This window comes from Curtobacterium sp. 9128 (genome assembly GCF_007673775.1).
Taxonomy (GTDB): Bacteria; Actinomycetota; Actinomycetes; order Actinomycetales; family Microbacteriaceae; genus Curtobacterium.
The window spans coordinates 1-25,885 of record NZ_VEAF01000002.1; the positions used below are offsets into that span (position 1 = coordinate 1).

Here is a 25,885-nt window from a genome sequence, read left to right on the forward strand (position 1 = left end):
TTGCATGTGTTAAGCACGCCGCCAGCGTTCGTCCTGAGCCAGGATCAAACTCTCCGTAAAAAATTACAGATCCGACACCCGAAAGCATCAGACCGAGTTGAAACTGACTGTTGACTGTCTACTGACAATCTTCAATCCAAAAGGAATTGTCTCCGACTCGACCAGCAAGCTGACCGAGCACGGGGTCAATAAATTGGCATTGACAATGTGCACGCTGTTGAGTTCTCAAGGACCAGACGCACTCCCCGCTCGACCCCGAAAGAGGCTCCGCCAGAGAGGCATTCGTACTTGGTGCTGTCCCACCGGTGTTCGTCGACCGGCCTGAGGCCGAGTCTGTGGCTCATCCCGAGGGAGAGAACCGGTGGAGTAGTCATCCTAGGCGTCGGAGCCGTCCAGCGCAAGGCCGGATCTGATCTCCAGTGGAGGATGGTCCCGCTTGAGGGCCGACGTGCTCTGGGCTTTCGCTCCAGCCGCTCCGCCGCACCTTTGGGGTGACGAGTAAGAACTATACGCAGCGCCGGAGGGGTGCGCCAAGACGGGCCGCATCCCGGGCGTGTCGCATCGTGCAACAGGACCGCTGATCCGCATCGGGCGGGGGCGCGGAACGGGCGAGAGCCCGGCCCCACAGCGGGGACCGGGCTCTCGAGTGTGGGTCGGATCAGTCGGCGAGCGTCACGCCGGCGAGGGTCTTCTTCCCACGGCGGAGCACGACCACTCCCCCGGGCAGGGCGAGGTCGGACAGCACCGCGGTCGAGTCGTCAGCACGGGCGTTGTTCACGTAGACGCCGCCCTGGTCGATCGCGCGACGCGCCTCCCCCAGGGACTTCACGAGCCCGGTCTCGACGAGCGCGGTGGCGAGGTCGGCATCCGGCGCGAGGCCGACCGACCCTGGGAGCTCCGCGATCGCGGACCGCAGGGTCGCGCCGTCGAGTGTCCCCAGGTCACCGTTGCCGAACAACGCCGCAGACGCGTCGATCGCCGCCTGGGTCGCGTCGACCCCGTGCACGATCGCCGTCACCTCGAACGCGAGGACCCGCTGTGCCTCACGACGGAACGGCTCGTCGGCGACCGCCTGCGCCAGCCGCTCGATCTCCGCCCTCGACAGGAACGTGAACTTCTGCAGTCGGTCGACCACGTCGGCATCGGTCGTGTTGAGCCAGAACTGGTACAGCGCGTACGGCGACGTCATGTCCGCGTCGAGCCAGATCGCGTTGCCCTCGCTCTTGCCGAACTTCGTGCCGTCGGAGTTCGTGATGAGGGGCGTCCCCAACGCGTGCACGGTCGCACCTTCGGCGCGTCGGATCAGTTCCGTCCCCGAGGTCAGGTTGCCCCACTGGTCGGACCCACCCGTCTGCAGGGTGCAGCCGTACTGCCGGAAGAGCTCCCGGTAGTCCAGGCCCTGCAGGATCTGGTAGCTGAACTCGGTGTAGCTGATGCCCGCGTCCGACTCCAGCCGCGCCGCGACCGCGTCCTTCTTGAGCATGGAGTTCACCCGGAAGTACTTGCCGATGTCGCGGAGGAAGTCGATCGCGGACAGCGGCGAGGTCCAGTCGAGGTTGTTCACCAGCCGCACGCCGTTGTCACCGTCGGGACTGAGGAACCGTGACACCTGGTGCTGCAACCGGGTCACCCACTCGGACACCGTCTCGCGGGTGTTCAGCGTCCGCTCGGCGGTGGGGCGTGGGTCTCCGATGAGCCCGGTCGATCCACCCACGAGGGCGAGCGGCTTGTGCCCGGCGAGCTGCAACCGACGCATCGTCAGCAGCTGCAGCAGGTTGCCGCAGTGGAGCGAGGGCGCCGTGGGGTCGAAGCCGCAGTAGTACGTGATCGGGTCGCCGTCGAGCGCCTCTTTGAGTGCGGTCTCGTCGGTCGAGACGTGCACCAGACCGCGCCAGCGCAGTTCGTCCCACACCGAGGCGAAGGTGGGGTCGTTCTGCTGGCGCGTCAGGACATCGGGAGCGGTGGCACTGGACACCCAGCCATCGTAGCGTCGGGCACCGACTGGACAGGCCCGGCCTGGAGGCACGGCTCGACTCCCGATCCGAGCGGCCGCCGCGCAGGTGGCTCAGTCGACCGCGGCCTTGTGCCGCCGGTACGCCGAGACCGTCGGCTCGCCCGGCAACCAGAACCGCCAGGGGAACGCGGTCCCGCCGGCGATGCCGGCGACACCGGTGCGTGGGCCACGGGCGATGCCGGGGTCGGTGGCCAGCCCCGCGAGGACCGGAGCCGGTCCGTCGGCAGCGATCCGAGCCTCCAGGCCGGGGGCCAGGGTGAGCACGTACGGTCCGCGACCGTCGACGACGGAGGAGCCGTCGTCCTCACCGAGGACGGCCCCGATCGCGCCTCCGAGGTTGCCGGGTCCCCGCGCCAGCTGGACGTCGGTCACCGAGGCACCGCGTCGGGCGCGCGCCACGGCGACGCCGTCGACGACCTCGGCGCCGCGGAGGAGTGATCCCGACGACGTCCCCTCCGGTCCGCTGACCACGTTGACGCAGGTGTGGATGCCGTAGGACCGGTAGGCGTAGAGCGTCCCCGGTGGCCCGAAGAGCTGCCGGTTGCGCGGCGTCATTCCGCGGTGCCCGTGGGACCCGGGGTCGGTGGGGCCGAAGTAGGCCTCGACCTCGGTGATCCGGATCGTGACGCCCTTGCCGGTGAGCGTCGCGCCGAGCAGGGCGGGCGCGCTCACCGGGGCCGGCTCCGCCAGCAGTGCGAGCAGCCCGCCGGTCATCGGGTGAACGGCGCCCCGCTCGCCAGGTCGTGGACGCGCTGGGTGAGGCCGGTCAGCTGCTCCGCCACACGGTCGGGCGCGGTGCCGCCGACACCGGACCGCGACGACGTGCTGCCCTCGATCGTCAGGACCGCGCGGACGCCGGGGGTCAGGTGCTCGGAGACGGCGAGGTACTCGTCGTCGGTGGGGTCGTCGAGTTCGATGCCGCGCTCCTCGCAGTACCGGACCAGCGCGCCGGAGATCTCGTGCGCGTCGCGGAACGCGACCCCCTGTCGGACGAGCCACTCGGCCACGTCGGTCGCCAGCGAGAAGCCCTGCGGTGCGAGCTCGGCCATCCGGTCGGTGTCGAAGGTGAGCGTCGCGATCATGCCGGTGAACGCCGGCAGGAGGACCTCGAGCGTGGCGACGGAGTCGAAGACGGGCTCCTTGTCCTCCTGGAGGTCCCGGTTGTAGGCCAGCGGCAGGCCCTTCAGCGTCGTGAGGAGCCCGGTGAGGTTGCCGACGAGGCGACCCGACTTGCCGCGGGCGAGCTCGGCGATGTCCGGGTTCTTCTTCTGCGGCATGATGCTCGACCCCGTGGAGAACGCGTCGTGGAGCCGGACGAAGCCGAACTCCTTCGTGTTCCAGAGGATGACCTCCTCCGCCAGACGCGAGACGTCGATGCCGATCTGCGCGAGGACGAACGCGAACTCGGCCACGGTGTCGCGAGCGGCGGTGGCGTCGATCGAGTTCTCGGCCGGGCGGTCGAAACCGAGCTCACGGGCGATCGCCGCGGGGTCGAGCCCGAGGGAGCTGCCGGCGAGGGCACCGGCGCCGTAAGGGCTGACGCTCGCCCGGGCCGACCAGTCGCGGAGCCGTTCGAGGTCGCGGACGAGGGGCCAGGCGTGGGCCAGCAGGTGGTGCGCGAGGAGCACGGGCTGCGCGTGCTGCAGGTGCGTGCGGCCCGGCATGATCGCCGCCGGGTGTTCGCTCGCCTGCTGGCTGATCGCGTCGACGAGGTCGATCACGAGGCGGCCGATCCGACGCCCGTGGTCGAGCATGTGCATGCGGCCGAGCGTGGCGATCTGGTCGTTCCGGCTCCGACCCGCGCGCAGCTTGCCGCCGAGCTCCGGGCCCAGGTCGGCGATGAGCAGCCGCTCGAGCGCGCCGTGCACGTCCTCGTCGGAGTCCGCCGGCTGGAGGTCGCCCGTCGCGTGCTGCTCGTCGAGGCGATCGAGGCCGGCGAGCATCTGCGCCAGTTCGTCGGCGCTGAGGTACCCGGCGGTGTGCAGCGCGCGGGCGTGGGCACGCGACCCGGCGATGTCGTACGGCGCCAGCTGCCAGTCGAAGTGCGTCGACTTCGACAGGGCGGCCAGTTCTGCGCTCGGGCCGTCGGCGAAGCGGGCACCCCAGAGGGCGCCGGTGTTGGTGGCGTCGGTCTTGGCGTTCTGCTGGTCCGTCATGGTGTCCTGTGTCGTGGTCGGGTCGGAGTCGGTCTGGGCGATCGGTGGCGGTGCGGGGTCGGGGTTGCGGGGCGGCGCGCGGTCGGGCGGGGCGCGGCTGGTCCGCTCTCGGTCAGTTGGCGCGGTCGCGGCGTGCGGCGATCCGGCTCGGCAGTGCCCAGATGTCGACGAAGCCCCGCGCCGCCGACTGGTCGAAGTCGTTCGTGACGAGCTCGTAGTCGTAGAGGCTCTGCTCGGACCGTCGGCCCGTCACGGTCGCCCGTCCGCCGTGGAGCTGCAGCCGGACGTCCCCCGAGACGTACTGCTGGGTGTCGTCGATGAACGCGTCGAGGCTGCGCTTGAGCCCGCTGAACCAGAGCCCGTCGTGGACCAGGTCGGCCCAGTCCGCCTCGACGCCGCGCTTGTAGCGGCCGACGTCCCGCTCGAGGGTCAGGTTCTCGAGTTCCTCGTGGGCGGTGATCAGTGCCGTCGCCGCAGGGGCCTCGTAGACCTCGCGGGACTTGATGCCGACCAGGCGGTCCTCGACGACGTCGATGCGCCCGACGCCGTGCCGCCCGGCGAGGGCGTTGAGTTCCTGCACGGTGCGCAGCACGCTGAAGCGCTGGCCGTCGATCGCGACCGGGACGCCCTGCTCGAAGGTGATGGTGACCTCGTCCGGGTCGCGGGCGACGGTCGGGTCCTGCGTGTAGGCGTACAGCGCTTCGTCCGGGGCGTTCCACGGGTCGTCGAGGTACCCCGTCTCCACCGCGCGGCCCCAGACGTTCTGGTCGACCGAGTACTCGCTCTGCCGGACCGGCAGGCCGTGCTCCTGGGCGTACGCCACCGCCTGGTCCCGACTGAGCGCCAGGTCCCGCACCGGCGCCACGACCGACAGGTCCGGCGCGATCGCCGCCACCGCGGTCGCGAACCGCACCTGGTCGTTGCCGGTGCCGGTGCAGCCGTGCGCGACGGTGTCGGCGCCGAGCTGCCGGGCCGTGACCGCGAGGTGCTCGGCGATGAGCGGCCGGCTGAGCGCAGACACCAGCGGGTAGCGCTTCTGGTGGCGTGCGTTCGCCCGGAGCGCCGGGACCAGGTAGTCGTCGGCGAACTCGTCCTTCGCGTCGACGACGACCGACTCCACGGCGCCGCAGTCGAGCGCGCGCTGACGGATCACCTCGAGGTCCTCGCCGCCCTGGCCGACGTCGACGGCCAGGGCCACGACCTCCTTGCCGGTGAGGTCGCGCAGCCAGCCGATGCCGACGGACGTCTCGAGGCCGCCGGAGTAGGCCAGGACGACGCGGTCTGCCATGGTGCCCTCGTCAGCTCGCCGAGGAGTTGCTCGCCGACGAGTTGCTCGCCGAGGAGTAGCTCGCCGAGGAGTTGCTCGCCAGCAACCACGCGAGCAGCGCCTTCTGGGCGTGCAGACGGTTCTCCGCCTCGTCCCAGATGATGCTGCGCGGCCCGTCGATCACGTCGGCGGTGACCTCGTAGCCACGGTCGGCCGGCAGGCAGTGCATGAAGACGGCGTCGTCCGCCGCGTGGGCCATCATCACGTCGTCCACGCGGTAGTCCTTGAAGGTGGCGAGGCGCTGCTGCTTCTCGTCCTCCTTGCCCATCGACACCCACGTGTCGGTCACGACGACGTCGGCGCCGGCGACCGCGGCGACCGGGTCGGTGACCACGAGGACGGACCCGCCGGTCTCCGCGGCACGGTGCTCGGCGTCGGTCACGACCTGCGCTGCCGGGGCGAACTCGGCCGGTGCGGCGACCCGCACGTGCATCCCGGCCGTGGCACCGGCGAGCAGGTACGACTGCGCCATGTTGCTGGCGCCGTCCCCGACGAACGCGACCGTCTGCCCCGCGAGCTCCCCGCGGTGCTCACGGATGGTGAGCAGGTCGGCGAGCAGCTGGCACGGGTGGAAGTCGTCGGAGAGCGCATTGACGACCGGGACCGTCGTGCCGGCGGCCATCTCCTCGAGACCGGCCTGGCCGTAGGTGCGCCAGACGATCGCGGAGACCATGCGCTCGAGCACCCGGGCGGTGTCCGACGGCGTCTCCTTGCCGCCGAGCTGGCTGTTCGCGGTGGAGATGATGAGCGGGCTGCCACCGAGGTCGCTGATGCCGACGTGGAACGACACCCGGGTCCGGGTCGACGACTTGTCGAAGATCACGGCGACGCTCTGCGGGCCCGCGAGCGGCTTGGCTCCCCAGCGGTCGCGCTTCATCGAGACCGCGAGGTCGAGGACGGCGGACTGCTCGGCCTGCGAGAGGTCGTCGTCGCGGAGGAAGTGGCGGGTCATGCGGAGGTCTCCTGGTCGGCGCCCTCGACGGCCGCCATGCTCTGGGCGAGGATCGACAGGAACTCGTCGATCTCGGCGTCGGACACGATGAGCGGCGGCGCGATGCGCAGGCTCGACTCGTTCGGGGCGTTCACGATCAGGCCGCGCTCGAGTGCGGCCGCCGAGATCGCTGCGGCAACCGGACGGTGCAGCCCCACGCCGATGAGGAGTCCCTGCCCGCGGATCTCGTCCACGAGCGGGGAGGCGATCGCGGCGATCCCGGCGCGGATGCGCTCGCCCTTCACCAGGGCGGCGTCCACCAGGCCGGCGTCCTCGATCTCGCCGAGCACCGCGTTCGCGACCCGCGTGCCGAGCGGGTTGCCGCCGAACGTCGACCCGTGCTGGCCCGCCGAGAAGAGGTCGGAGGCGTGGCCGAAGGTCACGAGCGCCCCGATCGGGAACCCGCCGGCGATGCCCTTCGCGATGGTGATGGCGTCGGGCACGACCCCGAGGTGCTGGAACGCGAACCAGGTGCCGGTACGACCGACACCGGTCTGGATCTCGTCGAGGATCAGCAGCGCACCGTGCTCCTCGGTCAGGCGCCGTGCGGCGGCGAGGAAGCCCTCGGGGAGGTCGACGACGCCGGCCTCGCCCTTGATCGGCTCGAGGATCAGCGCCGCGACCGTGTCGTCGATCGCGCGCTCGAGCGCCTCGATCGAGGTGTCGATGTGGTCGACGCCGGGGATCATCGGCAGGAAGTCCTCCTGCAGCGCGGGCTTGCCGGTGAGCGCGAGCGCGCCCATCGTCCGGCCGTGGAAGCCCTGCTTGAGTGCGAGGATCCGGGTCTTCCGGCCGTCGGCACCCCTGTTCAGGCGCGCCAGCTTGAACGCGGCCTCGTTCGCCTCTGCACCGGAGTTGCCGAAGTACACGCGGCCGGCGTCGCCCGCGCCGGTGATGCGCTTCAGCCGTTCCGCGAGCTCGAGCTGCGGGGGCGTCGCGAAGTAGTTCGACACGTGCACGAGCTTGGCGGCCTGGTCGGCGATCGCCTCGACCAGGACGGGATGGGCGTGCCCGAGCGAGTTGACGGCGATTCCGGCGAGGAAGTCGAGGTACTCGTTGCCGTCGACGTCCCAGACCCGGCAGCCGGATCCGCGCTCGAGCATGACCTTCGGCGGGGTCAGGGATCGCATGAGCGACGCCCCGAACCGGTCGTTCCAGGTCTCGGTCTGCGTCTCGGTGCTCACCGTGCGGGTCCCTTCGTGTGCGTGCTGTGCGTGGTGTCGTGCGTGACCGCCGGTCCGCGACGGCCGATCTCGGCGTGGGTGTTCTGGTTCTCCGTGCGACGGCTCGGGTCCGGGATCACCTCGGTGCCGGCACCGCGCAGGGTGAAGACCTCGAGGAGGATCGAGTGCGGGATCCGACCGTCGATGATCGTCGCACCGCCGACCCCGCCGACGACGGCGTCCAGGCACGCGGTCATCTTCGGGATCATGCCCGACTCGAGCGTCGGCAGGAGTTCCCGGAGTTCCTCGACTGCGATGAGGTCGATGATCGAGTCGCGGTCCGGCCAGTTCCGGTACAGCCCGGGGACGTCGGTCAGCATCATGAGCTTCGAGGCGCCGAGCGCGATCGCGAGGGCGGCAGCAGCCGCGTCCGCGTTCACGTTGAGCGCCTGGTCGGGGTGGGCGTCGTCGATGGCGATGCTCGACACGACGGGGATCTGGTTCGCGCGGATCGCGGCGAGCACCCCGGACGGGTCGACGTGCGTGATGTCGCCGACGTGCCCGAGGTCGAAGTGTTCGCCGTCCACGACGACGCCCTTCTTCTCGCCGGTGAACAGGGAGCCGCCGTCGCCGAACACCCCGACGCCGAGGCCGTCGCCGTGCTCGTTCATCAGGTCGACGATCTCGCGGTTCACCTCGCCGGCGAGGACGTCCCGGACAACCGTGATCGCCTCGGTCGTCGTCACGCGGTAACCGCCGCGGAACTCCGACTGGATGCCCTGTTCCTTCAGCGCCGCGGAGATCTGCGGGCCGCCGCCGTGCACCACGACCGGGTGCAGGCCGGCGTACCGGAGGTAGACCATGTCCTCGGCGAACGCCCGCTTGAGGTCGTCGTTCACCATGGCGTTGCCGCCGAACTTGACGACGACGATCTTGCCCGAGAACCGCTTCAGCCACGGCAGGGACTCGATGAGGGTCGCGGCCTTGACGGTCGCGAGCTCGTGCTCTTCTTCCTTCGAGAGGATGCTGTCGTCGGCCATCAGCTGGAGTACGCGCTGTTCTCGTGGACGTAGTCGTGCGTCAGGTCGTTCGTCAGGATCGTGGCGGCGAACGGTCCCACGCCGAGGTCGATGAGGACCTCGGTGTCCCGTGGCGTGAGGTCGACCTCGTCGACGGGCCGGTCCGGAGCGCCGGCGTGGCACACCCGTACGCCGTTCATCGAGACGTCGACCGCGTACGGGTCGAACGCGGCGTCGGTGGTGCCGATCGCCGCGAGCACCCGGCCCCAGTTCGGGTCGTTGCCGAAGACGGCGGCCTTGAACAGGTTGTTGCGCGCGACGCTCCTGCCGACCGTGACGGCGTCGTCCTCGCTCGCGGCGTTCACCACGTGGATCGCGATGTCGTGACTCGCGCCCTCGGCGTCCTGCTGGAGCTGCCGCGCGAGGTCAGCGCACACCGCGGTGAGGGCCTCCTGGAAGTCCCCGACCTCCGGCGTCACGCCGGACGCGCCCGACGACATCAGGACGACGGTGTCGTTGGTCGACATGCAGCCGTCCGAGTCGACACGGTCGAAGGTCACCCGTGTCGCCGCGCGGAGCGCCTGGTCGAGCTGGTCGGCGTCGAGGAGCGCATCCGTGGTGATGACGACGAGCATCGTCGCCAGCCCCGGCGCGAGCATCCCGGCACCCTTGGCCATCCCGCCGACGGTCCAGCCGTCCTCGGCCGCGACGGCCTGCTTCGGCCTGGTGTCGGTCGTCATGATGGCGCGGGCCGCGTCCGGACCGCCGGTCGCGGTCAGTGCGTCCGTCGTCAGTGCGACACCGTGCAGGACGTGGTCGCGGAACGTCTGGTCGCCCCGGCCGATCAACCCGGTCGAGCAGACGACGACGTCGCCGGCACCGATGTCGAGCGACGCCGCGACGGCCTCGGCGGTCATGTGCGTGGTCTGGAACCCGAAGGGCCCGGTGAAGCAGTTCGCACCGCCGGAGTTGAGGAACACGGCCTTGGCGATGCCGTCGCCGACGACCTGGCGGGACCAGATGACGGGGTGGGCCTGGGCTCGGTTGCTCGTGAAGACCGCGGCGACCGCGGACTCCGGCCCGTCGTTGACGACGAGGGCGACGTCCGGTGTGCCGCTCGCCTTGAGCCCGGCGGTCGCGCCGGCAGCGCGGAAGCCGGCTGCGGCGGTCACGCCCTGCAGGTCTTCGCCGGCCTGGAGGCTCGGTGCGGTCGGGTCCTGGTTGCTTGCGTCCGTCACGGTGCGACTCCGTCCACGCTGAGGCCGAGTGTCTCCGGCAGGCCGAGGGCGATGTTCGCGGACTGCACGGCTGCGCCGGCGGTCCCCTTGGCCAGGTTGTCGAGGGCGCTGATCGCGACGACGCGGCCGGCGGCCTCGTCGACGGCGATGCCGACCAGGGCGGTGTTCGCCCCGATGGTGTCGGCGACCCGGGGGAACTCCCCCGCTGGGAGCAGGTGCACGAAGGGCTCGTCCGCGTAGGCCTGTTCCCAGGCGAACCGGACGTCCCGCGCGCTCACGCCGGGCGCGAGCTTCGCGGTCGTCGTCGCGAGGATCCCGCGGGACATCGGCACCAGGACGGGCGTGAACGAGATCGAGACGTCGCTCGCACCGGCGGCCCGGAGGTTCTGCTGGATCTCCGGGACGTGGCGGTGCGTGCCACCGACTGCGTAGGCGCTGGCGGACCCCATGATCTCGGCGGCGAGGTAGGTGGTGGCGAGCTTCTTCCCCGCTCCCGACGGCCCGACGCTGAGGACGGCGACGATGTCGTCCGCCTCGACCAGTCCGGCCTGGATCCCCGGCTGGATGCCGAGCGTCACCGCGGTGACGTTGCACCCGGGAACGGCGATCCGCTTCGTCGTCGCCAGGGCGGCACGCTGTCGGCCCTGCGGCGCGATGTCGTCGACGTCCCGCCACTCCTCGGCGGAACCGGGCTCCGGGGCCGCGTGCAGGAGCTCCGGCAGGCCGTACGTCCAGGCCCCGAAGTAGTCGCCGCCGTAGAACGCTTCCCACGCCGCCGGGTCGGTGAGCCGGTGGTCCGCGCCGCAGTCGACGACGAGCACGTCCTCGTCGAGTTCGGCGGTGATCGCGCCCGACTGCCCGTGGGGCAGTGCGAGGAACACCACGTCGTGTCCGCGGAGGTTCTCCGCCGTCGTCTCGACCAGCGTCAGGTGCGACAGCGAGCGGAGGTGCGGCTGCGTCGCGACGAGCGGCTGTCCGGCGTTCGAGAACGCCGTCACCGTCCTGACGTCGAACTCGGGATGGGCGGCGAGGATGCGCAGCAGCTCACCGCCCGCGTAGCCGCTGGCTCCCGCCACGGCGACGGATACGGACATGGGATTCCACCTTTGGTCGGACTGGTCGTCGAGCAATCGGAGGCGGCGACCCCGGGCGGTGCTGGTCCCGGAGGATCAGTCGCGCAGGGTCGCCCCGAATCGCTCGCCGGCACGTCGGACTGCGCCGTCACGGGCCTGGGAGGCCTCGGCAGCGGTCAGCGTGCGGTCCGTGGCGCGGAAGCGCAGTGCGAACGTCAGGGACTTCTGTCCCTCGTCCACGCCCGTGCCCCGGTAGTCGTCCACGAGCCGAGCATACTCCAGGAGCTCTCCGGCGCCAGTCCGGACGACGTCGAGCACGTCACCTGCCGGGACGTCGACCCCGACCACCAGGGAGAGGTCCTGCGTGGCCGCCGGGTACGTCACGATCGGCGCGACGGCGGGGGTCTCGGGCACGGCGGCGACCAGGGCGTCGAGGTCGAGCTCGACGACCGCGACCACACGGGGCAGGTCCGCCGCGGCGGTCAGCTCGGGCAGGAGCTCGCCGGCGACGCCGACGACGACGTCCCCGACGAGGAGCGACGCGGCCCGACCGGGGTGGAGCGACGGGTGCGTCGTCTGGGCGACGGTCAGCGTCGTCCCCGCCGCCCACGCAGCGGTCCGGGCGACGTCGAGTGCGTCCGCGATGCCGAACGGCTCCGGCTGCACGCCGGGCTGCTTGACGAGGCGGTTCCCGGTGAGGAGCGCCGACACGTGGAACGGCTGTGCGGGCAGTGCGGCGTCGAGCGCGCGGAGCGTCTCGGCACCCGGATGTGCAGCCCCTGCGGGAACGGTCGTGGTGCCGAGTTCGGCTCCGTCGACCGGCAGGAAGACCCGGGACGTCTCGTAGACCGCGACGTCGACGAGGCCACGGGACACGTTCCGCCGCGCGACGTCGACGAGCGCGGGGAGACCGCTCCGTCGGAGGAGGCTCTGCTCGCTGTCGAGGGCGTTCGCGAGCACGACGCTCGGACCACCGGCCGGGTCGATCCCCGGGAACGCCGCGGCCGTGGCGGCCGAGACGAACGGCGCCGTGACGACCTCGACCAGGCCGTCCGCGGCGAGGGCCGCTGCCACCCGGCGGAGTGCCCGCTGGTGGTCCGTCAGGCCGCGTCCGGGAGGGGCGACCGGCAGGACGCTCGGGATCCGGTGGTACCCGACGATGCGCGCCACCTCCTCGACGAGCGTGGTGTCGTCGGTCAGGTCCGGACGCCAGGTCGGCGGGGTGACCGCCAGCTGCGCACCGTCGACGTCGACCGTCGCCCCGACGGCACGGAGGGTGTCGACCACCTCGGCGTCCGTGTAGTCGACACCGATGAGCTCCGCGGGACGGGTCAGCCGCATCGTGACGATCGGGCGCGGGGCGTCGTCCACGAGCGTCGAGCCGAGGACGTCCGCCGTGCCGCCGGCGAGCTCGACGAGGAGTTCGACGGCCCGGTTGGCCGCGGCCTCGGCGACCATCGGGTCGACCCCGCGCTCGAAGCGGCGCGATGCCTCGCTCGGCAGCTTGTGCCGTCGAGCCGTCCGCGCGATCGAGACCTGGTCGAAGCTCGCTGCCTCGATGAGGACGTCGGTCGTCGAGGCGGTGATCTCGGTCCGGGCGCCGCCCATCACGCCGGCGAGGCCGACGGGGCCGTCGCCGTCGGTGATGACGAGGTCTTCCGGGTCGAGCGTGCGCGTGACGTCGTCGAGCGTCGTCAGCGTCTCGCCCGGTGTGGCCCGCCGGACGCCGAGCCCGCCGACCACCGTCGCGAGGTCGTAGCCGTGCAGCGGCTGCCCGAGTTCGAACATCACGTAGTTGGTGATGTCGACGGGGAGCGAGATGGAGCGCACGCCGACGAGCGCGAGACGGGACACCATCCATGCCGGTGTCGGACGGGTGGCGTCGATGCCACGGACCACCCGGGTGACGAAGGTGCTCGCACCGATGCGGCCGCGGATCGGGGCGTCGTCGGTGATCGTCACCGTGAAGCCCTCGCCCGCACGGGGTGCGACACGGTCCACCGGGTCGTGGAACGAGGCACCGGTGGCGTGCGCGTACTCGCGGGCGACACCGCGCATGCTCAGGGCGTAGCCGCGGTCCGGCGTGACGTTGATCTCGACCGCGGCGTCGTCGAGGCCGAGCAGTGCGATCGCGTCCTGACCGACGTCGGGGTCCATGCCGAGGTCGGCGAAGCGCAGGATGCCGTCGTGCTCGTCGCCGAGGCCGAGTTCGCGCGCCGAGGCGATCATGCCGTCGGACACGTGCCCGTAGGTCTTGCGCGCGGCGATCGGGAACGGCCCGGGCAGCACGGCACCGGGGAGCGTCACGACGACCTTGTCGCCGACGTCGAAGTTGTGGGCGCCGCAGACGATGCCGCGGGGTTCGGCCTCGCCGACGTCCACCTGGCACCAGTTGATCGTCTTGCCGTTCTTCTGCGGCTCCGGGACACGCTCGAGCACCCGACCGACCACGACGGGCCCGGTCAGGTCGTGGGTGTGCACGTCCTCTTCTTCGAAGCCGACGGACACGAGTGCCGCGTGGACGTGCTCGAGCGTGGCGTCGTCGGGGAGGTCGACCGACTCACCGAGCCAGCGGAGTGGGACGCGCATCAGACCACCGTTCCGAACTGCTGCGAGAAGCGGAGGTCGCCCTCGAGGAAGTCACGCATGTCGTTCAGGCCGTTGCGGAACTGCAGCGTCCGCTCGATGCCCATGCCGAACGCGAAGCCCTGGTACTCGTCCGGGTCGATCCCGGCGGAGCGCAGGACGTTCGGGTTGACCATGCCGCAGCCACCCCACTCGACCCACCGCGCGCCACCCTTGGCGTTCGGCTGCCAGACGTCCATCTCGGCGCTCGGCTCCGTGAAGGGGAAGTAGTTCGGGCGCAGACGGATCTGTGCCTCGTCGCCGAAGACCTGGCGGGCGAAGTGCTCGAGCGTGCCGCGCAGGTGCGCCATCGTCAGCCCCTTGTCGATCGCGATGCCCTCGACCTGCGTGAAGACCGGCAGGTGCGTGGCGTCGAGCTCGTCCGCGCGGTACACGCGGCCGGGGGCGATGACGTAGAGCGGGAGCTCGCGGGACAGCAGCGACCGCACCTGCACCGGGGAGGTGTGCGTGCGCATGACGAGGTGCCGGTCCACGGGCTCGACGAAGATCGTGTCGGCCATCGCACGCGCCGGGTGGTCCTCGTCGAAGTTGAGCGCGTCGAAGTTGAACCACTCGTGCTCGAGCTCGGGGCCCTCCGCGACCTCCCACCCCATGCCGACGAAGATGTCGGCGACGGCCTCGTTCAGCAGCGAGAGCGGGTGACGGGACCCGGGCGTGCGGGTCGTCGGCAGCGCGGTCACGTCGACGCGCTCGGCCTCGAGACGTGCGCGCTCCTCGGCCTCGGCCAGGACGGACTCCTGCTCGGCGATCGCGCCGTTCACGCGGCCACGGGCCTGCCCGACGAGCTTGCCGGCCTGGGCCTTCTGCTCCGGCGGCACGCTGCGCATCGAGGCGTTCATACGCGCGAGCGTGGACTGTTCGCCCGTGTGCTCGGCCCTGGCCTGCTTCAGTTCGGCGACCGTCGTCGCGGCGCGGACTGCGGCGAGGGCCGCGTCGACCGCGTCGGCGACCGCCGCTTCGCTGATCTCGAGAGGTTCTGACACAGCACCCGATCCTACCGGGACCTGGGATACCGGCGTCCCGCGTCCGGGCCGAGGCGCGCTGGCCCGCCCGCGTGCGCGGACTCCGAGCGACCGAGTCGATGTCGTACGACGACGACGCTGTCGTTCGGAGTCGGGGGCGATCGATGCACGAGCAAGGAGCGACAGGGTCGATGTCGTACGACGACGACGATGTCGTTCCGAGTCAGCGCAGGGACGGGCGCGGGTCAGTCGGCGCAGGGATGGGCGCGGGTCAGTCGGCGGGACGCGGGCCGGTCACGCGCGCGTCCGGAGCGCGAACGCCGACTCGTACAGGCACACCGACGCCGCGGTGGCGAGGTTCATCGACTCCGCGGCACCGTAGATCGGGACCTTCACGGCTCGGTCCACGAGCGCCAGGTCGTCGGGACCGAGGCCGCGCGCTTCGTTGCCGAACACCCAGGCGGTCGGTCCGTCGAGCAGCCCCTCGGCCCGGACCGCGGGGAGGTCCTCCCCGGAGACGTCAGCCGCGAGCACCGTGTAGCCGAGGGCCTTCGCCCGGGCCACGGCGTCCTGCAGCGAGACGCCGACGGAGACCGGCACGTGGAAGAGCGAACCGGTGGTCGATCGGACCACCTTCGGGTTGTACGGGTCGACACTCCGACCGGTGAGCACCACCGCGTCGGCGCCGGCCGAGTCGGCAGCGCGGATGATCGTGCCGGCGTTGCCGGGGTCCCGCACCTCTTCGAGGATCGCGACCAGTCCCGGCAGCGGACGGTTCGTGGCGGGGTCGACCCGGGCCTCCAGGCCGACCGCACCGGGGTCGGGGAAGACCTGCCGGACCGACGTCGGGAACTGCTGGCACACCGCGACGACGCCCTGCGGCGTCACGGTGTCGGCCATCGCGGCGAGCACCTGCTCGGTGACGAACCAGGTGTCCACGGGGGCGTCGTGCAGGTCGTACCGCTCGGCGGCGGTCGGCGTGACGTAGAGCTCGCGGAGGAGTTCGGGCGCGTACGCGATCGCCTCGCGGACGGCCTGCGGGCCCTCGAGCAGGAACAGGCCCGTGTCGGCGCGCACGTCCTTCTTCGTCAGGGCGGCGACGGCCTTGACGCGGCCGGCACGGGGGTTCTCGAGGAGATCAGTCACGCCACCAGTGTCGCAGTCACCGGGGGCGACATGCACGAAGCCCCCGATCCGCGGACGGATCGGGGGCTTCGTGGGGACGCGATGACTACGCGGCGGCCTTCGGGGCCGAGGTGTCGGCCGGGAGCGCCTTCTTGGCGGTCTCGACGAGCGCGGCGAACGTGTCGGCGTTGTTCACGGCGAGGTCCGCGAGGATGCGACGGTCGACCTCGACGCCGGCCAGGTTGAGACCCTGGATGAGGCGGTTGTAGGTCAGGCCGTTCGCGCGGGACGCAGCGTTGATGCGCTGGATCCAGAGGCGACGGAACTCGCCCTTCTTGGCGTGACGGTCGCGGTACGCGTAGACGAGGGAGTGGGTGACCTGCTCCTTGGCCTTGCGGTACAGGCGCGAACGCTGACCGCGGTAGCCCTCGGCGCGCTCGAGGACGACGCGACGCTTCTTGGCGGCGTTGACCGCTCTCTTCACTCTTGCCATTGCAGTGTTCCTTTACGAATCCGGGGGCTCAGTGGCCGAGGAGCTTCTTGACGTTCTTCGCGTCGGCCTTCGAGAGGACCTGGTCCTCGTTGAGGCGGGCCTTGCGCTTGGCGCTCTTGACCTCGAGGTTGTGACGCATACCGGCCTGCTGCTTCATGATCTTGCCGCTGCCGGTGACCTTGAAGCGCTTCTTCGACCCGGAGTGGGTCTTCTGCTTGGGCATGGTGGTGCCTTTCCGTGGGAGGGATGGGGAGCCGCTTCGTTGCGGGATCGGTCTGGTGGGCCGCAGGCGGCCCGGGACCTACTCGGCCGAGGACTCGGCGCTGGCCGATTCCTTCGACGCGGCCGGGGCTGCGTCGTCCGGCTTCGCCTTGGGGGCGTGCTCGGCTGCCCGGCGCTCGGCCTTCTCGGCCGCGCGCTTGGCGTTCTGCTCGCCCTTGACGTCGGACTTGTTCTTGAGCGGAGCGATGATCATCGTCATGTTCCGGCCGTCCTGCGTGGGTCGCGACTCGACGACGCCGAACTCGGCGATCTCCTCGGCGAACTTCTGCAGGAGTCGGACGCCCTGTTCCGGGCGCGACTGCTCGCGACCACGGAAGAGGATCATCGCCTTCACCTTGTCGCCACCGAGGAGGAAGCCCTCGGCGCGCTTGCGCTTGGTCTCGTAGTCGTGCACGTCGATCTTCAGGCGGAACCGGACCTCTTTCAGGTCGGTGTTCACCTGGTTGCGACGCGCTTCCTTGGCCTTCTGAGCGGCCTCGTACTTGAACTTGCCGTAGTCCATGATCTTGGCCACGGGCGGCTTCGAGTTCGGCGCGACCTCGACCAGATCCAGCTCGGCTTCCTGCGCGAGGCGCAGTGCGACGGCGATGGGGACAACGCCGACCTGCTCGCCCTGGGGTCCGACAAGACGGACCTCGGGGACGCGGATTCGGTCGTTGGTACGGGGATCGGGAATGCGAAAGCTCCTTCAATCAGTGGTGGCCGTCCGGGGCGTTCGCCTGGACGACGGCACGAGAGGAGATCTGTCGCACGGATCGGGACCCGTTCGGCAGCCGCCCGACTCCTGTCCGGCTGGAGGCTTCCAGCTGAGCAGGACTGCCGAACGCTGGCGCTCGGCGGAGCGGTGGTGACCCGGTAGCCTGGTGGTTCGTGGCCGCGGGTGGGAGTGACTCCTCTTCGTGATGCCGACGTGGTCCGGACCGGTTCTCGCGAATCGTCCCAGGGCACACCGACGGCATCTGCCACGGCCAGTCTAGCAGAGGAGCACCGTGACCGACACCCCGCCCATCGACCCGAACTCCGACCCCGTGGACGAGGCCGCCCGGGACATCTCCGAGGTCCCGGCCGTCGAGCTGATCAACACCGTTGCGGTGCACCTGTTGAGCGCCGCGGCCGTGAAGGTCGGTCTCGCCGACGACCCGCAGGAGCAGACCGACCTCGACGAGGCACGCAAGCTGATCACCGCACTCGCGGGCCTGGTCACCGCGGCCGCGACCGAGATCGGCGACCACCACGCGCGGCCGCTGCGCGACGGGCTCCGGTCGGTGCAGCTCGCCTTCCGGGAGGCGTCCGCCATCCCCGACGCTCCGGGCGCCGGCCCCGGTGAGAAGTACACCGGACCCGTCAACTGACGAAACGACGGTCCGGTCCGGACCGGACGGGAGGCTCGTGGCGGCGCCGCCACGAGCCTCCCGTCCGGTGGGTCCCGGTTCGGTCCGCCCGGTTCAGCGCGCGACGAGCCGCGTGACCGCGGCGACGGGGATGCCGACCCAGGTGGGGCGGTTGCGCGCCTCGTAGACGACCTCGTACACGGCCTTGTCGAGCTCGAAGGCGTCCAGGACCGCGCGGTGGTCGCGCAGGTCGACGCCGATGCCGCGTTCGTAGCCATCGAGGAAGGCCGACCGGGCCTCCGCGGCCCACGCTGCCGCGTCCACCGGGTCGTCGTCGTGGGCGAGCGCCCCGGCGACGTAGTCGAAGGACCGCAGCATGCCGGCGACGTCCCGCAGTGGGACGTCCGGGAGCGACCGCTCGTGCAGTGGTCGGAGCGGCTCGCCCTCGAAGTCGAGGAAGACCCACCCGCGTGGCTCCGGTGCGGACAGGACCTGCCCGAGGTGCAGGTCTCCGTGGATGCGCTGGAGTGCGGGCCAGTCAGCCTCGGCGGCACGCGCGTACACGGCCCGGACGTCGTCGGCGTGCTCGGCGATCGCGGGAACCTCGGCCGCTGCGGTGTCGAGCCGAGCGGACATCGTGTCGAGGGCGCTGCGGACGCGGTCGCTCGTGGCGGGCTCGGTGGGCATCACGTCGGCGAGGGTGGCGTGCACCTCGGCGAGCGCAGCACCGAGCCGTTCGGCCCCTGCGGCGAAGGAGTCGCCGTTCCTGGCGTCGGTGAGGGCGACGCGCCAGGCGTCGTCGAGCCCCGGGAGGAACTCCTGGGCGAAGGCGAGGTGGCCGCTGGCGACACCGTCCGGGCGTCCCGTGTCGGGCCATGTTCCGCGGAGGGCACCGAAGACGCGCGGGACGCGGGACGATCCGGCGGCGGAGAGGGCCTGCTGCGTGGTCACGTCCGGGTTGTCGCCGTGGTGCAGCACACGGAAGACCTTCACGATCACGGTGCCGCTGTGCTCGGTCTCGCAGATGATGGACGTGTTCGACTGTTCCCCGCGCAGCACCCGGGCGCTCCGCACCGGTCCGATCGGGGTGAGCGACTCGGCTCCCGCGTCGATACGACCGAGGAGCCAGCAGGCGTACGCGAGGTCGTGGGGCCCGTCGTACGTGGCGGAGCCCGGTGCCGGGGCGTCGGGGGCGGTCGCGTCGTCGGTCGCGTCGGGGCCGGTCGCGTCATCGGTCGCGTCGGGACCGGTCGCGTCGGGGCCGGTCGCGCCGTCGTCGGGGGTGTCGATCCTGGCGTGTTCCAGCTCGGGCACCGGGTGCCGGTGTTCGGTGGTCGGCACCTGGTAGAGCACCGCCCCCGTCGCGGCGTCGTCGATCACGAAGGCCGTGACCACACGGACCTCGTCGGTGACGTCGTCCGACCGGGCGATCGTGCGGAGACTCGGGGTCCCGCCCTTCGCGGCGTACCAACGTTGTCGGGCCATCCACGGTGCGACGTCGCTCATGCGTCTGGAGGCTACGCGCGCGGCGCCGTGGCGGTCCCAGGTCCTCCACAGTGGGTGCGGGGACGCCCGGTGTCCACAGCATCGCGCAGACCGGGCGAACGGAGGGCTGCTCCGGACGAGACTGACCGCCATGGAGACCACCGACACCACCACCATCGCCGGTCCGCACCGGACCTGGCGCGTCCCCGACGACCGCCGGCTCCCCGCGCTCGAGCCCTACGCCGACCGGGTCGACCGGGCGTCCCCGGTCACCGTCCGTGAGACCGTGTGGGACACCGACGACCGAGCGCTCGCGTTCGCGGGCATCGAGCTCCTCCGCGTCGAGGGCACGGGCAGCCCGCCCTCGTGGTACGTCGACCGGGGCGCGGGGCCTGTGTCGCTCTCGGACGACCTCGACCGTCCGCCGACGGCCGACGTGACGGCCACCGACGCGGTACCGACGGTCGGGGCGCCCGTGCCGCGGGACGCGGTCGAGGTCGTCCTGCGGGGACGGGCCGTGCGTCCGGTCCGGGTGCGGGACACGACGACGACGCTCGTGCTGTTGCGCGGCAGGGACGGACGGGTCCGCGCCGAGGTCGCCGACGTGCAGATCGACGAGGGCGACACCGACTCCGCGATGCTGACGAGCGGGCGGTGGTGGGCGCTGAGCGCGGGCGTGCACGCGGGGGCGGTGGTCCGTTCCGCCGAGCGTGCGCTGTCCGTCGCCGCGGAGGACGCTGGCCAGACCGCCGGAGACCCGGTGCCACGGCTCGCGCCCGTCCGACGGCCCGCCGCACCACGATCCCGTCCGCCGCGGTCGGGAACGGCGGCGGCGTTCGTGCACGGCGCACTCGTCGACCTCCGGCAGGACCTCATGACGATCGACCCACTCGTCCGCGCGGACGAGCACGGCTCCGTCCACGCCTTCCGCACGGTGATCCGCCGGATGCGGAGCGTGCTGGTCGTGTTCCGCGGTGCCCTCGACCGCGATGCGACGGAGGCGCTCCGTGCCCGGCTCGCCGAGGTCGGCCGTGTCGCGGGGACGGCCCGCGACGCCGAGGTCCTCGGCGAACGGCTGCTCCGCTCGGCGGCCCGCTCCCCCGAGGGGTACGTCGGTCCGCAGACGCTCGAGCGGCTCGTCACCGAGCTCGAGGGCGCTCGCGGGGTCGCGGCTGCTGCGCTCCGCCGGACGCTCCGCACCGACACGTGGTTCGGGGCACTCGACACCCTCGACCACCTGATCGAGGCCGCTCCCCCGGGACGGCACACCCGCGAGGACGCGGCGGAGTTCGTGACCAGACGGATCGTCCGCGAGCGGGCTCGGCTGTCCGGGACGCTCGGACGAGCCTCCGACGACCTCACGCACCTCCACGAGACCAGGAAGGCCGCACGCCGACTGCGGCACGCCCTGCAGGCGAGCGGCGACCTGGCCGACGTCGGGAAGCGCCGGCTCGGACGACTCCGGCGGATCCAGGACACGCTCGGCGATGCCCTCGACGCCGCCCACGCGGCCGAGGCCCTCCGCCGGTCGGCTGCCGACGCCGGGGCAGGCGGACAGGACACGTTCGGGTACGGCGTGCTCGCGACCACCGAGCGGCACACCGCGGACGAACGGACGGCACAGGGTCTCCGGCTGCTCCGAGGGCTCTGACGTGGGCTCCCGACACGAGCTGCCCGTGGCGGTTCTGCGAGGATGGGCGGGTGCCGCACTACCTCGAGGACCTCGCCGCCGGACAGACCTTCACCACACCGGGTCGGACGATCACCGAGACGGACGTGATGTCGTTCGCCTCGTGGACGAACGACAACAACCAGGTGCACACCGACGTCGAGTTCGCCGCGCAGACCCGCTACGGCCAGCGCGTCGTGCACGGGATGCTCGGGGCCTCGCTCTGCCTCGGGCTGATCGCCAGGACCGGCGTGTTCGAGGGCTCGGCCGTGGCGCTGCTCGGCATCGACCAGTGGCGGTTCACTGCGCCGGTCTTCATCGGCGACACCGTCACCTGCGAGGTCGAGATCCTCTCCACGCGCCGCACGAGCTCCGGCACGACGGGGATCGTCGAGCGCACCGTGACGCTCCGGAACCAGCACGGCGACGTCGTGCAGCAGGGGCGGATGGACGTCATGGTCCTCGCCCGCGCCGCCGCGATCGGCTGACTGCGCCGCAGGACCGGTGCCGTGGTGACAATCGTTGCAGCGCTGTTTACAACGATGTACCGCTGGTCCAGCATGGAGGCATGAGCACGCTCGACGGCACCGTCGCCGCAACCACCAGCACGCCCGCCCTCCCGCTCGCCAGTCGTCAGGACGGCACGTACCCCCGTCCGCAGATGCTCCGCGCGCACTGGGCGGACCTCGACGGCACGTGGTCGTTCCGGAACGCCGGCGACGACGTCGCATGGCGCTCGGGCTTCCCCGACGCGCGGGACATCGTCGTCCCGTTCCCGCCCGAGTCCGTCGCGTCCGGCATCGACGAGCCCGGCTTCCACCCCGTGGTCTGGTACTCCCGGACGATCACCCGCGCGGACCTCGACGCGGCCGGGTTCGACGTCGCGTCCCCGCGCATCGTGCTGCACTTCGGCGCGGTCGACCACCGGGCCTCGGTGTGGATCGACGGCACGTTCGTCGGCTCGCACGAGGGCGGCCACACGCCGTTCCGCTTCGACGTGACCGAGGTGCTCACCGGCGACCCCGACGCACCGCACACCCTGGTCGTCCGCGCCGAGGACGACCCGCACGACCTCACCCAGCCCCGCGGCAAGCAGGACTGGCACGAGGACCCGCACGCCATCTGGTACCGCCGCACCACGGGCATCTGGCAGACCGTCTGGCTCGAGGCCGTGCCGACCGTCTCCCTCGCGTACCTGCGGTGGACCAACGTCGACCACGAGACCGTCCGCCTGACGGTCCGGCTCGCCGGTGTGCGCGTCGGCGGCGAGCGCCTGCGCGTCGAGGCCCGGTGGGAGGACCACGACGAGGACCTCGCCACCATCGAGGCGACCCTCGGCGCCACCGCAGACGAGTTCGACGTCGTCGTCCCGATCGCACGACAGTCGAACGGGCAGGCCGAGGACGAGCTGCACTGGACCCCGGAGACCCCGCGACTGGTCGATGCGACCGTGACGCTGCTCGACGCCGAGGGTGCCCCGCTCGACGCCGTGGCGAGCTACTTCGGCCTCCGCACCGTGGAGGTCGACGGCGGGGTGTTCCGGCTGAACGGGCACCGGTACGACGTCCGGAGCGTCCTGAACCAGGGCTACTGGCCGGAGTCGCACCTCGCCGCTCCGTCGCGCGCCGCCCTCCGCCGCGAGGTCGAGCTCATCAAGGAGCTCGGCTTCACCGCCGCCCGGAACCACCAGAAGATCGAGGACCCGCGGTTCCTGTACTGGGCGGACCGCCTCGGGCTGCTCGTCTGGGGCGAAGCGCCCGGTGCCTACGCGTTCACCCCGCGCGCCGTGCAGCGACTGATGCGGGAGTGGATGGACGCCGTCGAACGCGACGCCTCACACCCGTCGATCGTCACCTGGGTCCCGGCGAACGAGAGCTGGGGCGTGCAGCACATCAGGACGGACCCGGCACAGCAGGCGTACGCCCGCTCGCTCGCCGACGTCACCCGTGCGCTCGACCCGACGAGGCCGGTCGTCTCGAACGACGGTTGGGAACACACGAACTCCGACATCATCACCATCCACGACTACGAGGGCGTCGGCGAGCGCCTGGCCCGCACGTACGCCGACGACGCGGCACGCACGAAGCTGGTGCAGGGCCTCGGCCCCGCGGACCGCTGGGTGCTCGTCGGTGGGGCCGTCGACCACGGGCAGCCGGTGATGCTCACGGAGTTCGGCGGGGTGAACTACCAGCCGGGAGCGCAGCGCGAGGACGGCTGGGGCTACACCTCGGCCGCCGACGGCGACGACTGGATCGCCCGCATCACCGCGCTGTACGACGCGATCCGAGCGAGCTCGTTCCTGGCCGGGTCCTGCTACACGCAGCTGACCGACACGATGCAGGAGACGAACGGTCTGCTGAACGCCGACCGCAGCCCGAAGGTGCCGATCGAGCAGATCCGGCAGGCGGTCACCGGGCACTGACCGGGAGGCTCGGCTCGACCGGGCAGGGGACGTCGCCTCCGGCGACGAGCGACGTGCGACGAGCGACGAGCGACGAGCGACGAGCGACGACGTCCCCGTCCCGCGTCCGGTGGAGCGGCGCACGGTCAGCACCGCCGCCGTGGTCTGGGAGGATCGGTCGGTGACGAGCGTGGCGGGAGCGAGCCGAGCCTCCAGGCAGGGGCTGCGGACGCTGATGACCGGACCGCGGAGCGCGTGGACGGCGCCGCTGGTGATCTGGGCCGGCTCGCGGATCGTGAGCACCGTGCTCCTGGCGACGATGTACGTCGTCGCGACGGCGAGCGGGTGGCACTTCGCCTCGTACCGGCGCGACCCGACGTTCTTCACCTTCTCGGGGTCGTGGGACGCGTCGTTCTACCGGACGATCGCGGAGCACGGGTACCCCGGCACCCTGCCGACCGACGGCGGCGGGCACGTACTGCCGAACCCGTGGGCGTTCCTGCCGGTGTTCCCCGCGCTCGTGCGGGCCCTGTCGACGCTGACCGGTGGGTCGTTCTGGGTCGTGGGCGTCGTCGTCGCGACGCTCGCCGGGGCCGGCGCGTGTGTGGTGCTGTACCGGCTGGTCCTCGCGGTCGGGTGCTCGCACCGTGCGCGGTGGGCGACGGCGCTCTTCGCGTTCGCGCCGACCGGGTTCCTGCTGCAGGTCGCGTACGCGGAGAGCACGTTCCTCCTGCTGCTGTTCGGCGCGCTGCTCGCACTCGTGCGCCGGCGGTACTGGCTCGTGGCGCTGCTCGGGACGGTGGCGGCCTTCACGAAACCCGGCGTGCTCGCGCTCGCGGTGGCGGTGGCCGTGCACCTCGTGGTCCGGTGGGTCCGATCGGCGCGGGACCGTGAACCGTTCCCGTGGCGGGACCGGATCGCCGTCATCGTCGCGGGGCTCGTGGTCGCCGCGGCCGGGCTCGCGTGGCCGGTCGTCGCGTCGACGGTCACCGGGCGACCGGACGCGTACCTCGACACCGAACTGTCGTGGTGGGTCGGCTTCGTCGGCCGGCAGCACTTCGCCCCGCTGACACCGTGGTTCGTGATGGCGGGGCGGTGGCTCGGGCCGGTCGGCATCGTCCTCGTCGTCGCCGTGCTCGCCGGGGCGGTGTGGTTCTTCCGGCGGCGGGACGTCCGGGCGCTCGGGCCGGAGGTGCTCGGGTTCGCGGCGTCGTACGTGCTCTACCTCGTCGCGGTGTTCCTGCCGCAGCAGAGCCTGCCGCGACTGCTCATGCCGACGGCGCCGCTGCTCGGGTCGGACGTCTTCGTGCGGACGCGGCGGCGGGCGACGGCGTGGTTGGTCCTCGGCGTGTGCCTGCAGCCGGTGGCGATCGTGCTGCTCTGGTTCCTCGGGTACCCCTGACGCGGGCGGGCTTCCCGCGCGGCCAGCGCGGCCGCGCCCCGCTACGCGTCGAACGTGTGGAACCAGGCCGTGCCGCCCGGGTGCTGCACGGTGATCATCTCGTCGAGGTCGCGGTACGGGCCGTCCTGGTTGTGGCTGGCCGACTTGATGCGCACGGTGCCGTCGGGCTCGGTGAAGACCTCGGACACGATCGTGGTGTGGTCCGGGGAGCCGTTGGCGTTCCAGTCGTAGAAGACGACGTCGCCGACCTTGACCTTGCTGCGTTCGTCGAGCGACCGCCGCGTCAGGCCGAGCGTCGTCGCGTTCGTCGTCATCCACGGGTCCATGGCCGGGCAGTACGTCCACGTGGCGGAGTGCGCGGCGCCGGCGGACCGGCTGTACCAGTCGTCGCGCTGCTTCCACCCGCGGGCGATGAGCGTCTGGCTGACGTAGTTCGCGCAGTCGCCGCCGATCGGGTTCATCGTGCCGTACTCGGTGAGGTTGTAGTCCTTCCAGTACCGCATGGCGTACTCGAGCTGCCGATCGACGTCGGTGAGCGCGGCGTACGCGAGCGAGGTGGTCGCCAGCGCGGTCGAGGCGTCGGGGACGGGCGAGGCAGTCGGTGTCGGTGTCGCCGCGGCGGAGGAGTCCTGCGTGGCGCCGGTCTGCCCGTCGTTCGCGGCACTGCCGTTGCCGTCCGAGCTCTGGTTCGCGGATGCGACGGGCGTCAGCTCGGTGGCGAACAGCGCGACGTCGGCGGACCCCGCGGTGTACATCGCCTGGTGCGGCGCCGTGAAGGTGACCTGTCCGGCGGTCGCACGGACGTCGCGCGCGACCACCCCGCCGACGGTGACGCCGCGGACCGCCGCGAGCCCGCTCCCCGTCACGGTGACCGTCACGGCGCCCGCGAGCGGCACCTGCGCCGGCTCGAGCTTCGCTGCGACGGGCCTGGTCGTCGCCGATGCCGCCCCGGTCCCCGCCGACGACGGACCGCCGGTGGGCCCCGTGGAGTCGGACGCCTTCGAGCACGCGGCGACGGCGAGGCCGACCCCGGCGACACCGGCGAGGGACAGGAGCGAGCGGCGCGTGAACGAGGCAGTCATGACACCACCAGGGTACGTGACGCCTC

Annotated in this window: 22 protein-coding genes and 1 rRNA gene; 5 read left to right on the forward strand and 18 right to left on the reverse strand. The window is 71.6% G+C overall.

Going from position 1 to position 25,885, the window contains the following annotated elements:
* The 16 genes from FS641_RS03255 to infC form a co-directional block, all read right to left on the reverse strand.
* Window positions 1–60, reverse strand: a 16S ribosomal RNA gene (locus FS641_RS03255); the annotation flags it as partial.
* Between the two features lie 598 nt (window positions 61–658).
* Window positions 659–1,975, reverse strand: coding sequence for a tyrosine--tRNA ligase (gene tyrS / locus FS641_RS03260; protein WP_144759923.1), 1,317 nt, complete (start codon window positions 1,973–1,975; stop codon window positions 659–661).
* A gap of 90 nt (window positions 1,976–2,065) precedes the next feature.
* Complete coding sequence (locus tag FS641_RS03265; protein ID WP_144759926.1) at window positions 2,066–2,728, reverse strand: DNA-3-methyladenine glycosylase; 663 nt, start codon at window positions 2,726–2,728, stop codon at window positions 2,066–2,068.
* Window positions 2,725–4,170 (reverse strand): argininosuccinate lyase, encoded by a 1,446-nt coding sequence (gene argH, locus FS641_RS03270; RefSeq protein WP_144759929.1) that lies wholly within the window; start codon window positions 4,168–4,170, stop codon window positions 2,725–2,727. The genes FS641_RS03265 and argH overlap by 4 nt, the downstream gene beginning before the upstream one ends.
* A gap of 112 nt (window positions 4,171–4,282) precedes the next feature.
* The gene (locus FS641_RS03275) at window positions 4,283–5,458 is read right to left on the reverse strand and encodes an argininosuccinate synthase (protein ID WP_144759932.1); all 1,176 of its coding nucleotides are present in this window, start codon (window positions 5,456–5,458) and stop codon (window positions 4,283–4,285) included.
* A gap of 10 nt (window positions 5,459–5,468) precedes the next feature.
* Window positions 5,469–6,449: an ornithine carbamoyltransferase gene (gene argF, locus FS641_RS03280; RefSeq protein WP_144759935.1), complete on the reverse strand. Its 981-nt coding sequence runs from the start codon at window positions 6,447–6,449 to the stop codon at window positions 5,469–5,471.
* On the reverse strand, window positions 6,446–7,672 hold the full coding sequence (locus FS641_RS03285; RefSeq protein ID WP_144759938.1) for an acetylornithine transaminase: 1,227 nt from the start codon (window positions 7,670–7,672) through the stop codon (window positions 6,446–6,448). The genes argF and FS641_RS03285 overlap by 4 nt, the downstream gene beginning before the upstream one ends.
* A complete protein-coding gene (gene argB, locus FS641_RS03290) occupies window positions 7,669–8,691 on the reverse strand; it encodes an acetylglutamate kinase (protein WP_144759941.1) in 1,023 nt (340 codons plus the stop codon). Before argB ends, FS641_RS03285 begins: the two co-directional genes overlap by 4 nt.
* On the reverse strand, window positions 8,691–9,851 hold the full coding sequence (gene argJ, locus FS641_RS03295; RefSeq protein WP_186317601.1) for a bifunctional glutamate N-acetyltransferase/amino-acid acetyltransferase ArgJ: 1,161 nt from the start codon (window positions 9,849–9,851) through the stop codon (window positions 8,691–8,693). The genes argB and argJ overlap by 1 nt, the downstream gene beginning before the upstream one ends.
* A gap of 53 nt (window positions 9,852–9,904) precedes the next feature.
* Window positions 9,905–11,002, reverse strand: a complete 1,098-nt coding sequence (locus FS641_RS03300) for an N-acetyl-gamma-glutamyl-phosphate reductase (protein ID WP_144759944.1) — start codon at window positions 11,000–11,002, stop codon at window positions 9,905–9,907.
* 75 nt (window positions 11,003–11,077) lie between these two features.
* A complete protein-coding gene (gene pheT / locus FS641_RS03305) occupies window positions 11,078–13,570 on the reverse strand; it encodes a phenylalanine--tRNA ligase subunit beta (protein WP_144759947.1) in 2,493 nt (830 codons plus the stop codon).
* Entirely contained in the window at window positions 13,570–14,610 is a 1,041-nt protein-coding gene (gene pheS, locus FS641_RS03310) for a phenylalanine--tRNA ligase subunit alpha (RefSeq protein WP_144759950.1), read from the reverse strand. Before pheS ends, pheT begins: the two co-directional genes overlap by 1 nt.
* 273 nt (window positions 14,611–14,883) lie before the next feature.
* Window positions 14,884–15,735: an RNA methyltransferase gene (locus FS641_RS03315; RefSeq protein ID WP_144759953.1), complete on the reverse strand. Its 852-nt coding sequence runs from the start codon at window positions 15,733–15,735 to the stop codon at window positions 14,884–14,886.
* 85 nt (window positions 15,736–15,820) lie between these two features.
* Window positions 15,821–16,207 (reverse strand): 50S ribosomal protein L20, encoded by a 387-nt coding sequence (rplT, locus tag FS641_RS03320; RefSeq protein WP_144759956.1) that lies wholly within the window; start codon window positions 16,205–16,207, stop codon window positions 15,821–15,823.
* Between the two features lie 28 nt (window positions 16,208–16,235).
* Complete coding sequence (gene rpmI / locus FS641_RS03325; protein ID WP_065961871.1) at window positions 16,236–16,430, reverse strand: 50S ribosomal protein L35; 195 nt, start codon at window positions 16,428–16,430, stop codon at window positions 16,236–16,238.
* Between the two features lie 78 nt (window positions 16,431–16,508).
* Entirely contained in the window at window positions 16,509–17,165 is a 657-nt protein-coding gene (infC, locus tag FS641_RS03330) for a translation initiation factor IF-3 (protein WP_144759959.1), read from the reverse strand.
* A 313-nt stretch (window positions 17,166–17,478) separates the two neighbouring features.
* Here infC and FS641_RS03335 point away from each other — a divergent pair, with 313 nt between their 5' ends.
* On the forward strand, window positions 17,479–17,841 hold the full coding sequence (locus FS641_RS03335) for a DUF1844 domain-containing protein (RefSeq protein ID WP_260855671.1): 363 nt from the start codon (window positions 17,479–17,481) through the stop codon (window positions 17,839–17,841).
* Between the two features lie 93 nt (window positions 17,842–17,934).
* Here the strand turns inward: FS641_RS03335 and FS641_RS03340 are convergent, their stop codons facing one another.
* Window positions 17,935–19,326 carry a maltokinase N-terminal cap-like domain-containing protein gene (locus FS641_RS03340; RefSeq protein WP_144759962.1) on the reverse strand — a complete coding sequence of 464 codons (1,392 nt, stop codon included), beginning with the start codon at window positions 19,324–19,326 and terminating at the stop codon, window positions 17,935–17,937.
* A 130-nt stretch (window positions 19,327–19,456) separates the two neighbouring features.
* Between FS641_RS03340 and FS641_RS03345 the strand changes: the two genes are divergently transcribed.
* The 4 genes from FS641_RS03345 to FS641_RS03360 all read left to right on the forward strand — a co-directional run bounded on the left by FS641_RS03345 (window position 19,457) and on the right by FS641_RS03360 (window position 24,777).
* On the forward strand, window positions 19,457–20,956 hold the full coding sequence (locus FS641_RS03345; RefSeq protein WP_186317561.1) for a CHAD domain-containing protein: 1,500 nt from the start codon (window positions 19,457–19,459) through the stop codon (window positions 20,954–20,956).
* Between the two features lie 50 nt (window positions 20,957–21,006).
* Window positions 21,007–21,462: a MaoC/PaaZ C-terminal domain-containing protein gene (locus FS641_RS03350; RefSeq protein WP_144759968.1), complete on the forward strand. Its 456-nt coding sequence runs from the start codon at window positions 21,007–21,009 to the stop codon at window positions 21,460–21,462.
* Window positions 21,463–21,542: 80 nt separating this feature from the next.
* The gene (locus FS641_RS03355) at window positions 21,543–23,396 is read left to right on the forward strand and encodes a glycoside hydrolase family 2 TIM barrel-domain containing protein (protein ID WP_144759971.1); all 1,854 of its coding nucleotides are present in this window, start codon (window positions 21,543–21,545) and stop codon (window positions 23,394–23,396) included.
* Between the two features lie 160 nt (window positions 23,397–23,556).
* A complete protein-coding gene (locus tag FS641_RS03360) occupies window positions 23,557–24,777 on the forward strand; it encodes a hypothetical protein (RefSeq protein ID WP_186317562.1) in 1,221 nt (406 codons plus the stop codon).
* 41 nt (window positions 24,778–24,818) lie between these two features.
* Here the strand turns inward: FS641_RS03360 and FS641_RS03365 are convergent, their stop codons facing one another.
* The gene (locus FS641_RS03365; protein ID WP_144759974.1) at window positions 24,819–25,859 is read right to left on the reverse strand and encodes an amidase domain-containing protein; all 1,041 of its coding nucleotides are present in this window, start codon (window positions 25,857–25,859) and stop codon (window positions 24,819–24,821) included.
* Window positions 25,860–25,885 lie beyond the last annotated feature (26 nt).

Coding starts and splice junctions, on each gene's coding strand:
- FS641_RS03265 (WP_144759926.1), bottom strand. CDS start 2,728: ATGACCGGCGGGCTGCTCGCACTGCTGGCGGAGCCGGCCCCGGTGAGC.
- argH (WP_144759929.1), bottom strand. CDS start 4,170: ATGACGGACCAGCAGAACGCCAAGACCGACGCCACCAACACCGGCGCC.
- FS641_RS03275 (WP_144759932.1), bottom strand. CDS start 5,458: ATGGCAGACCGCGTCGTCCTGGCCTACTCCGGCGGCCTCGAGACGTCC.
- argF (WP_144759935.1), bottom strand. CDS start 6,449: ATGACCCGCCACTTCCTCCGCGACGACGACCTCTCGCAGGCCGAGCAG.
- argB (WP_144759941.1), bottom strand. CDS start 8,691: ATGGCCGACGACAGCATCCTCTCGAAGGAAGAAGAGCACGAGCTCGCG.
- FS641_RS03300 (WP_144759944.1), bottom strand. CDS start 11,002: ATGTCCGTATCCGTCGCCGTGGCGGGAGCCAGCGGCTACGCGGGCGGT.
- pheT (WP_144759947.1), bottom strand. CDS start 13,570: ATGCGCGTCCCACTCCGCTGGCTCGGTGAGTCGGTCGACCTCCCCGAC.
- rplT (WP_144759956.1), bottom strand. CDS start 16,207: ATGGCAAGAGTGAAGAGAGCGGTCAACGCCGCCAAGAAGCGTCGCGTC.
- rpmI (WP_065961871.1), bottom strand. CDS start 16,430: ATGCCCAAGCAGAAGACCCACTCCGGGTCGAAGAAGCGCTTCAAGGTC.
- FS641_RS03340 (WP_144759962.1), bottom strand. CDS start 19,326: ATGAGCGACGTCGCACCGTGGATGGCCCGACAACGTTGGTACGCCGCG.
- FS641_RS03345 (WP_186317561.1), top strand. CDS start 19,457: ATGGAGACCACCGACACCACCACCATCGCCGGTCCGCACCGGACCTGG.
- FS641_RS03355 (WP_144759971.1), top strand. CDS start 21,543: ATGAGCACGCTCGACGGCACCGTCGCCGCAACCACCAGCACGCCCGCC.
- FS641_RS03365 (WP_144759974.1), bottom strand. CDS start 25,859: ATGACTGCCTCGTTCACGCGCCGCTCGCTCCTGTCCCTCGCCGGTGTC.